Source organism: Xenorhabdus indica (assembly GCF_014467235.1).
Classification (GTDB): Bacteria; Pseudomonadota; Gammaproteobacteria; order Enterobacterales; family Enterobacteriaceae; genus Xenorhabdus; species Xenorhabdus indica.
Map to the genome: position 1 here is coordinate 1 of NZ_NKHP01000045.1, position 10,017 is coordinate 10,017.

The window sequence follows — 10,017 nt, forward strand, 5'->3', positions numbered from 1 at the left end:
GGCTAATGTAACCTTCCACGGTGGGAATGATCGCACTTGGGGTGAAACAGGCATCGGGGGTTCCTACAGTTGGAATGATAGCCATTCTTTCGTCTATGGTCAGACTTCAGTCAACACCAGTCTGAATAATTTTGCAGACAGCTATGAACTGAGTGCAAAAATTGGACTAAGGATGACGTGGTGATTAAGTAAAAGCCACAGGAATTAACAGAAAACCGTGGGAATGCTACCCTTCATATCCCACGGTGAGAACTCCTGGAGGTTTTTTCTGATTACAAAATGGATATTTATTCGTTGTGATCGTCGTGGTAGTGAGACCACCCGACCAGACAGATAAATAAGTTATTGTATTCGATTCTGTAGTCAGTGCGATTATTCTTAATGCCGTTATCCTCAAAGGCGGCACAATAGGTTCTTCCCAGAGTTGGGTTCCCCGAATTTGGCGTTATTATACTTTCAGCCCAGGTATTATCAAGACGGCTGCTTTCTGGGCAATCAATGGTACATATAAGCTTTCCGTCTGACCCTTCGTACCAAAATGAATTGGCATCTCTATTTGGATCATCACTTCCATCGTCCGCTTTTTCCCAAGAGACGTAAGTATTTCCGGCGTCATCTTGTAGAGTCACTGTATAACCATATCCAGCTAGTACCTGAAAGAAATATGAAACATACCAACCATTTTTGATACCCGGAAAATAAAGTGTCTTTGTTGCCATTGTTAATATCTCCTTACCGTTGTCCCATAGTATATTTTATGCTTCCGACACGATTATTGGCAGTAACCCTTATAAGACAATTTCCTCCCACCTCGCCTTTCAGATTTATTTTGAACTGCCCGTATTCATCTGTTGACATTGAATGTATCGTATCGGGGTTTAAACCAATTTCTGACACGTCACTTATGTATATGGCTTGCTCTACTTCATAAGAGACGGCTGTGTTTTTGATTTGTTCAGATGTCTGTTTATCGTAAATCTGAATGGTCAGTATTTCATATTCGTCACCGATTGACTGATATCCGGTTATTATTAGCGTTGCTTCAAGAAATGGTTGCGGATAATCTGATTTTTTAATCGTGACGTGAGTACTTTCAGATTTAGCTATATTCCCTACCAAGTCGGTGATGGTATAGAAAATATCATAGCTTCCGAGAGGAATAGCAGAAAAAGGAATGGTTATTTGATACGTTGGATTCTCGATATTTTCATCTGTGATAAAAAACGGTATTGATGATAGATATGGTGTCAAATGAACAATAATTTGATATCCAATACGAACTTTTTCATGCCTCTTTATTATGACGACCAACTCGTCTTGACTTAATTCTGATTCATCAATAATACCATTGCTGCTTTGTGGTAAAGCAGGAGGAACAAGGAGAGCGTCCAATATGGTGTTATTTATAGACATGCTGTCACCTTTCATAAACAATTAGCTTAATAAAGATGACTGCCAAATAGCAGTCATCTATTCCGATTAAGGAGCTACTCTACCGAGTCTCCTTCTCCAGGAGCCACTGTACCGAAGCTTCTGGTGTAAAGTTTCGATTTCTGATTCTGGGCAAGACGACTGTAGTCTATCGTTAGTACTGCTACATCATAACCATCTGCTGAGTCATACCCCATCAGTTTGTCGGCCGGGATGATAGTCTTATAATAGCCATTGACTATTTCTGTCGATTTCACAACGAATTTCATCACAATCGGTAAAGGACGGGCTTTTTCTGGATGGATATCGACATAATGCGAGATATAGACCTTAAGCGTGATCTTGTCACCTGCGGCAATTGTATGATCTAGATTACCAGGATCGGATAGTAGTCGAACTTCAAGCCCTGTTGTGCCGATGCTATTGATATTAATTGGGTTATATATTCCAATATAGCGACCATATTGATCATACACCTTTGGAGCAACCAAAGTCCGGTGCCCGTCATTGGGATTTGGACCGTTAATACCGCCGTTATCATAATTTATGTAGTCAAGCCTGGATCTTTCCGGTGTCCCTACTTGATTAAGCGCAACATAGCAAATATGGTTGTCCCCTGGATACAACTCGCTGTAATCGACTTTAAATTTGTAATACCCGTTTTCTAAAACTGTTAGCCGTCCAACGAAGAGTTCTTTCTTTAAGATGTCTTTTTTATCGTCCGTCACAAAACCGATTATAAAATCACCGATTTTGGCCCCTTCGTAGTACGGAACCAGGAAAGTAAAATCCTCTTCTTCATCTGGCCTTGTTAAAGTAGAAGACAAAAATGTTTCTTCAATCTCTGGTGGTTCAAGATTGTCGGATACATCAGTTGGAACAGATGTCATAAATATGACTTGTTTTTGATTGAATTTCTCATCATTGAATATCGTATCAATATCAACGAACTGAGAGAGGCCCGGAGTGGCATATATTTTTAGATTCACAGCCGCGCTTGATGTCTTTTGAAGCAGATAGTAAGAGCGGTTATTTTCGTCAATCTTATAAGGTAAAATTTCAGTCATGGTTTCTTCCATGAATATTCTCAGGGGAGCTGCTGTACGAAGCGGAATATCATAGGTTAAAACTGCTTCCCCCGTTTCTAGCGTCGGATTAATTGACGCTGAAATAAATGGGTTACTTGCTGAGGGATTACTTGAAGGCTGAGCGGGTGTTGAATCATACAGGTAACCCGTATCACATCTTAGTAAACAACTCTCTGGTTTCATATCTGGATTATCCATAGGGATATAGGTCACATCTTTTTTTACTATTTTCGGTGAATCTGAAGTAAAACTGATTCTTTTATGGCTATCGCTTCCGTCGGCTTGGAATATAAATTGCTGGGAAAATACTTGATTATTAACTTTGGCTGGAAATTTATTTAGTAGTGTTATACCTGATGGGAGATCAGCACTGATCTTTACCGTGTCCTTAATATCATTTTCACCAGTTATCGAAACAAGTACACTGAAGGGTTGCCCTTTGATAATCTTTGCACCATCTGTAGGAAATGTATTGATATTAGCCATTATATTATCCTTTTAAAGTATAAATTTTATTTTTAACCGAAAACCACATCTTGTGTGATATGTGGTCAACAGCAAATTTTGACTATGTTTTGAAAATAATAGGAATGACTTATTTACGCTTAGAGCTTATTTTATAGAAAAAGTAACATCAATTTCTGAAAGGCTATTTTTACTGAGATTTGCAAACCAGATTACATTCAAACAAATGTCAACATACATAACATAAAAAAAATTATTTATATTTAAATCCTCTCAACATTATTTCTGGAAAAAATATCACATTAAAAACACAATTAAAATACATTTAAAGTTACATATAAATGCAATTTAAAATAAAATATCTTCTTTGAAAACCATAAAAACAATGAAATAGCAAAAATAAAAGCAGTCACCTGTGTGTAATAAAAAATAGAACATTAAAAGTAGAGTCTATACTTTTTTCGGCACATAGAACAATAATCTGATTTGTCTAGCTTTTCATTGATCCAATACATCTCATGGACAACAAACAAAAATCAACCTAACATATTGAGGTAGAAAAAGAACATTAGGAACGGGGAGTAATTATGAGGAAAAAAACAAAAACAGCGTCACGTGGAGAACAATGGGGAATAAATGCAGCACATTTCTGTAAGTGGCTTTTCAAGAGACTAAGAGCGTGGGATGCAACTACTGTTAAGAAAGCAAAATCTATGAATATCCCCGCATGGCTTGGCCATATTCCAGTAATTGCATTATGCTTATTGATTATAACAATTCTAAGCTTCAGTATATTTATTACTATATCAGTAATAATTATTTCCTTTGTTATAGTAAACATACTGTCTGATACGGCTGATTTGGCTCCCTGGAAACATGGTTATTATGATCTAGATGGTTATCATTATCCTGATGGTGGCATTGAGCGGTATGACCGAGAATGAAGTCACTCACTGGATTAACTTAGTCTATTGTTTTTTTCGATTTTAAATATAGCTGCCTGCACTTAAAGTGAACCATATTTGCAAGCAGCTAAATTATCAATAAAACGATTAACTTCATCGCATTTAATACAAGTAAAGTAACGAATACCGAAGCAAACACAGAAAAATATGAATACCTTCTTTTTCATAAAGACTCTGCGCATTGTATCCATGATCAACACAAAAACTCTCAGAACGCCTATAGTTTCTTCTGTGTTGAAAGTATTTTCAATTACTGGATATGAACAAGGTAACTTTGAAAAATCATGAAAATCTATATCTATTACCTTATTACCTTTTATTTTTTCATTTAAAATCTCTCTTAATGCCAAACCTTCCGAGCTACATTTACTTATATCTGTGGATACATCAACACAATGGAAAAGACATTTATTAAGTCTTTTATTTTCTTTTTCTGTTAACATGATAAGCTGGATAAAATAGTTTAACAACTTAAGGGAACCTCTAAAAACTTTTCATAGCCGCCTAACAGAGTAAAATACAAACAACACATCTCTGTAAGGTAACGCCATCATGCTCCCTCCTCGTTCTGCTTTGAAAAAAGACAAATTGGCGGCCGAGTATCATCGGCAGAAAATAGATAAATTAGGCGACCCACTCCTTTTACTTGATAAGTATGTTGATTTTTCGGCACTCGCTGAGTCGGTTGACCGTGCGGTGCCCCGCGTTGTTTCGCCTAAAGGGGGACGCCCGCCGTTCCCTACGGAAGTGATGGTTCGCATCATTATCCTGAAACATTTCCATACTCTTTCTGATGAGAAGATGGAATATCAATTACTTGACCGGATGAGCTGGCAACGGTTTTGTCGTTTAACCGATGTCATTAATATTCCGGACCGCAACACAATTTGGTGTTTCGAAAAACGGCTCGGACAGGCAGGGGCCAATGCGTTGTTTGAAGAAGCTAAACATCAACTTTCCGCTCAGGGATTCATTCCCCGGGGCGGTCAAATCATCGATGCCACGTTGATACCGGTCCCTAAACAACACAATAAGAAAGACGAGAATGAACAAATCCGTCAGGGTAAAACCCCGGATAACTGGACGACAAACAAACGATGCCAGAAAGATACGGATGCCAGCTGGACGAAAAAACACGGAAAAAGTTATTTTGGCTACAAACTCACGATTAATGTCGATGTCAAGTACAAAGTCATTCGTCAGACCGCCACAGGAACCGCCTCTGTCCATGATAGCCAATATTTTGAAGCCGTTTTGGACAGAGCCAATACGAGTCGGGATATTTATGCTGACAAGGGGTATGCCAGCCATCAGCGTGAGCAGGCGTTGAAGGAACAAGGCTATCGTGTACATATTCAGAGAAAAGCGTCACGAAATAACCCGTTATCACACTGCCAGAAAGGACGTAACAAGAAAATCGCGCGCATCCGGGCACGGGTAGAGCATATTTTGGGTTCACTCACCCAGATGGACGAAAAATTTATCCGGACGATAGGCCAATTACGTGCCAATTTCAGGATGACGTTAATGGCGACCTGCTATGATTTGCAACGTTTGGTTTATTTTGGAAAATCGGGCATTCATACCTTTTAATCCTCGAAAAAGGAAGAAACCACCACGATTAATAAGGTCAATTTTATTACGGTTGGTGACAAAATTGACCTTATTTTTTCACAGGAAGTTTTTAGAGGTTCCCTAATGTTATTTTTTATTCGTGCGCTTTTGATATCGAATAATTTTGATAAATTGGAATGAGTTTCCGGCGAAAAATAGATGAGAACCAGAACGCATTTTTCAAATAATTTATCTGATTTATTTGCTTTTTCTGGCAGACTTTTTATATGCTTAGCCCACCGAATAACCAGGAAGTATCGTTACTTTCCCAGACTAAAAAAAGGAGGACCTATATGTCTATGCAGCGTTTATACGCTCGCTTCTTTGGTATTAGAAGCTCGCTCAAGGGTTTGTGGCATACGCTGCAATAATCTTAGCTTGAGCGAAAAAATATTTAGTTACTAACATAAAATAGTAACTTCACAAATCAGAGTTCTCTTCACTCAAGCTCGAAGAATTATTGTCAGCATCTGACAACGGTGTTTTGCACCCTAAATTCTTGAGTTATCTATGAGCACTTATTTATCAGCACAATCACTTTCTATTGCTTTCTCTTCGGCTCCTTTGTTTGAGGATATAACGTTTACTCTGAACAAAGGCGATAAAATTGGGCTTATCGGTCATAACGGCTGTGGTAAAAGCACCCTGATGAAATTACTGAGCGGTAATTTGGAAGATTACAACGGTAAGATCACAATTGCGAATCAGTGTGTTTTGGCGTATGTCGAACAGCATTTACCTTTATCTCTGCATGATGCCACGTTAATAGAGGCTATTAGTGAGAAAGTTAAAGTTGACGAAATTTGGCGAGCCGAGCTTCTGTTGTCTGAATTGGGATTTCCCGAACAGGATTGGCAAACGCCTATAGGAAATCTTAGTGGTGGGCAACATATGCGCCTGTTACTTGGTCGTGCGGTGATCCAGCAACCTGATTTACTGTTATTGGATGAACCGAGTAACCATCTGGATCTGACTTCTCTGCTATGGCTGGAATCTTTTTTGTCTCAGTGGAAAGGATCGTTTGTATTGGTATCGCATGATCAGACTTTACTGGATAGGGTGACTAATACTACCTGGATTATGCGGGACAAAACCTTATATCACTTCAGTATGGCTTGTTCTCAGGCAAGGCAAGCTTTGCTCGAACGTGATCAGGCGGATCTTCAACGTCATGTTAGTGAGCAAAAAGAGATAGACAGGCTAGAGCAGAGTGCCGAACGGTTAGCCACATGGGGTAAGGTTTATGACAATCCCGATCTTTCTCGTAAAGCGAAGACGATGCTGGCACGTAAACAGCGCCTGGCTGAGCAGCAAACTAAACTCACTCAAGGCACCCCATGGAAGCTGACTCTTCAGGGGGATGCATTACCCGCTAACCGATTGCTGGACATTGAACATATGGCTGTTATGCCTTTGGGGAGTAATGTGGTTCTGTTCAATGTGCTGTCGAAACAGATTAAGAGTGGCGATAGAATCGCTATTCTGGGTAACAATGGTTGCGGTAAGTCTACTTTGTTGAAAGTATTGTATAAAGAATATCTGGAAAAGACATTACAGAATGTGGATTATCATCCTCAATGTCAGCTCGGTTACTACGATCAATCGCTGGAGCAAATTCAGGATAACGCATCACTGAGTGATGCGTTAATTCGTTTTGCACCAACCAGTGATGATCAGCGTAAACGGGCGCTTATCAGCGCAGGTTTTGAATATCAAAGGCACCAGCAGAAAGTAGCATCATTGAGTGGCGGTGAACGGGCACGTTTATTGTTCATAGGGCTAACATTAGCGCGTTATCATTTGCTGTTTCTCGATGAACCCACTAACCACCTTGATTTGGAGGGGAAAGAAGAGCTCTTTGATACCCTGAAGGAATATAAAGGCGGAGCCTTGATTGTCAGCCACGATCGAAGTCTTATTGAACAAAGTTGTAACCGTTTTTGGCTGATTAACAAAGGTAAGCTAACTGAATATCACAATGTTGAAGAAATCTATTCTTTGCTCGAACAGGGTGATAATTTGGAAAAATCAAATTGGCAACATTCTACTGATTGCAATAAACAAGAATCGGCAATGGTATGGGATGAAGAGGTTTTACTACAACGTCTGGTAGAGTTGGAGACGCTGTTGCAGGAGGATTTGCGCAGAAGGCCAAAACATCAAAAGCCCGCCTTGCAGGAGAAATGGCGACGGGAGATTGAAACGATAAGCAGACAGCTTTAGTGCGTAATCTGTAAGGCTTGTTAATTGTATCCGACCGTCATTAGTTTTTTAATGACGGTCAGATTACCCCAAATAATTTTCGGATTATCAGGATGTTATTATATTGGAAATTCACAGAAATTCGCTGAATTCATCTGCATTCGGCAGTTTTATAGTATGTTTGAATCCCGCTAATTTCACTTCATGACGTGAAAGTTCGATATCTGAAGGTTGTATCACAGAGCTTCCGAAATCATAAATAATAGATTCCTCGCCACGGCAAATGGCTTGATCCTGTTTTTCACTTTTGTCTTTAACTGTCTGATTACACTTGTGATAGTTGCTAATGGTGGAGTTACCATGTTTTTTTGTCAGCATTCGCATTGTTTGCTGTGGAGATAAAATAACAGCGCTCGCATTATTGCCACCAAATCCTTTTGAGTTGATGATTGTGGCACGCATATCTTTACCTTGTTCACCAGCAAACTTATCCTGCATTAAGATGTTCAGGTTGGAAGAATGTACATCTTCAGCAATGTGATCAATTGTCTTAATGCCGGGTATCCATCCATATTGCCAAACGCCTAGCGTGTTGGCCAATTGATCACCGGCAGAGGTAGAAAAAGAGTGCCCGACATATGCCTTAATGGCGGTAACATCCCAGTGGCTGAGGCCAAAGACTTTCGCGGTTTCATTAATAATGTGGCTTTCTGTAACCCTATTTTGTGGCGTCCCTGTACCGTGTGCCTGAACGTAAGAATGTTGTAATTTCCCATCCAGAAGGTTGTCTGTAAGGGAAGCAGCTTTCATCATCGTGATATAGTTACCGATTCCGGGGGAAGAAATGGATTTTTTGTTCGCATCGGCATTCACGAAAACATCAGGCACCGATCCAAGAATATTGGCACCACATTGCAGTGCGAGCTCGTCACTCATAAGCAGCACAAACTGTGATGATTCGGAAAGAGTGAGCCCGACATTAGTTGAAAATGGACGGCAGGCACGGCGATGGTCGACAGTGTTAGTTCCGTCCAATTTACATAATAGATGGTCTTCTGCAAGAGCGCCCATAGCACGGAATCCTTCGATGATTTCAGGAGTAATAGGTGCTTCAGCACATCCGACTAAACAGACTTTTGCCTTACCTTGCCTTATGTCATTGACACCTTGTTTAAGATTGTACAGAAAGCTTGCACAGGCACCGATATTGGCAGATGTGCTTCCTATATTATTAATAACATAACTATTAATAAAATCTGCTGGCATATCTGGTAAGGAGAGTGGCAACATTTTGGCGCTAATACGCAAGCCATTCAGTGGATTGCCGATCAATCCTGATAGTGAAAACTGATCTATCTGGCCTAATGCACTGCTGGCATAAACAGCAATTTGATCAGGTTCTACTAATGCAGATATCTCTGACCATGAAATCCCGATTGAATTGAGTAAGTCTGAGGCACCATATACGGCGAGACGTAAACCGCGAGGATGGTGATGGGCATTATATAAATTTCCTATTTCAAATCTTTCCGGTAATTGTCCTGCGCTGGACATAGAAAGTGGAATATAAGTCGATTGTAATAGTTGAACTGTGTCTTTGTCAGGATCGGTTATTATTTTATTAACTGGCACTTTCTGAGTATCAAAAAGAGTTATTTTTCTAATTAGTGTGCCATTTTTTGCTTGTTCAATTTGGGTATCGGTGACAAATTCTGTTCCATTAATAATACCCATTCGATGACATAAGTCGCTCCATGTATCTTTCATTATTTTGTCATTAAGACTATTTGATACGATGCGTTTATATCCGTGGGAACCAGAACTTCTTCCAGCCGTATTGATACCACCTAAACCAACAATGACGGGTAATTTACTCATTATGAACTCCCAAAAGACTTTTTCTGAAGTTTAGCAATTGGTGTAAATTAATACTCTGATATATTGGTCATTAAAACTGAGAATATTGTCATCTGATCTATTTCTATCGAAACTGAAATATCAAATGTTATATACCCGTTGTTTTCAGGTTACAGCTTTGTTGGCGATATCCTGAAATTTCATAGAATATAGGCACGAAGCGTAATGATGTCTGGAGACTGAGAAAGAATATAGCATTTGTCTTATATGATAAAGCGTTACAAAGTGGGATTACGGGTCATGCTTCCAATAGTTAGATCGCTTAGAGGAAGTAGTATTCACGCTCAATAAACGTTCCTATCACTTTATCGTGTATTTCTTCAGATTTGGAATAG

At 39.5% G+C, this 10,017-nt stretch carries 9 protein-coding genes; 4 read left to right on the top strand and 5 right to left on the bottom strand.

Annotated features, from left to right (window positions below; genetic code table 11):
• On the top strand, nt 1-184 hold a 184-nt coding region (locus tag Xind_RS18885; protein ID WP_187650841.1), incomplete at its 5' end, for an autotransporter outer membrane beta-barrel domain-containing protein.
• 103 nt (nt 185-287) lie between these two features.
• Here Xind_RS18885 and Xind_RS18890 read toward each other — a convergent pair.
• The 3 genes from Xind_RS18890 to Xind_RS18900 all read right to left on the bottom strand — a co-directional run bounded on the left by Xind_RS18890 (nt 288) and on the right by Xind_RS18900 (nt 3,005).
• Nucleotides 288-719 carry a hypothetical protein gene (locus Xind_RS18890; protein ID WP_047686260.1) on the bottom strand — a complete coding sequence of 144 codons (432 nt, stop codon included), beginning with the start codon at nt 717-719 and terminating at the stop codon, nt 288-290.
• A 13-nt stretch (nt 720-732) separates the two neighbouring features.
• Entirely contained in the window at nt 733-1,413 is a 681-nt protein-coding gene (locus tag Xind_RS18895; protein ID WP_047686258.1) for a hypothetical protein, read from the bottom strand.
• A gap of 74 nt (nt 1,414-1,487) precedes the next feature.
• Nucleotides 1,488-3,005 carry a hypothetical protein gene (locus tag Xind_RS18900; RefSeq protein WP_187650842.1) on the bottom strand — a complete coding sequence of 506 codons (1,518 nt, stop codon included), beginning with the start codon at nt 3,003-3,005 and terminating at the stop codon, nt 1,488-1,490.
• Nucleotides 3,006-3,571: 566 nt separating this feature from the next.
• Between Xind_RS18900 and Xind_RS18905 the strand changes: the two genes are divergently transcribed.
• Nucleotides 3,572-3,928 (top strand): hypothetical protein, encoded by a 357-nt coding sequence (locus tag Xind_RS18905; RefSeq protein WP_187650843.1) that lies wholly within the window; start codon nt 3,572-3,574, stop codon nt 3,926-3,928.
• Between the two features lie 62 nt (nt 3,929-3,990).
• On the opposite strand, the gene Xind_RS18910 is transcribed toward Xind_RS18905, so the two are convergent.
• The gene (locus Xind_RS18910; RefSeq protein ID WP_156115452.1) at nt 3,991-4,392 is read right to left on the bottom strand and encodes a hypothetical protein; all 402 of its coding nucleotides are present in this window, start codon (nt 4,390-4,392) and stop codon (nt 3,991-3,993) included.
• A 109-nt stretch (nt 4,393-4,501) separates the two neighbouring features.
• Between Xind_RS18910 and Xind_RS18915 the strand changes: the two genes are divergently transcribed.
• Both Xind_RS18915 and Xind_RS18920 read left to right on the top strand, forming a co-directional pair.
• Nucleotides 4,502-5,542: an IS5 family transposase gene (locus Xind_RS18915; protein WP_187650844.1), complete on the top strand. Its 1,041-nt coding sequence runs from the start codon at nt 4,502-4,504 to the stop codon at nt 5,540-5,542.
• Nucleotides 5,543-6,073: 531 nt separating this feature from the next.
• A complete protein-coding gene (locus Xind_RS18920; protein ID WP_047685852.1) occupies nt 6,074-7,786 on the top strand; it encodes an ABC-F family ATP-binding cassette domain-containing protein in 1,713 nt (570 codons plus the stop codon).
• A 111-nt stretch (nt 7,787-7,897) separates the two neighbouring features.
• On the opposite strand, the gene Xind_RS18925 is transcribed toward Xind_RS18920, so the two are convergent.
• Nucleotides 7,898-9,643 (bottom strand): beta-ketoacyl synthase, encoded by a 1,746-nt coding sequence (locus Xind_RS18925; protein WP_047685854.1) that lies wholly within the window; start codon nt 9,641-9,643, stop codon nt 7,898-7,900.
• Nucleotides 9,644-10,017 lie beyond the last annotated feature (374 nt).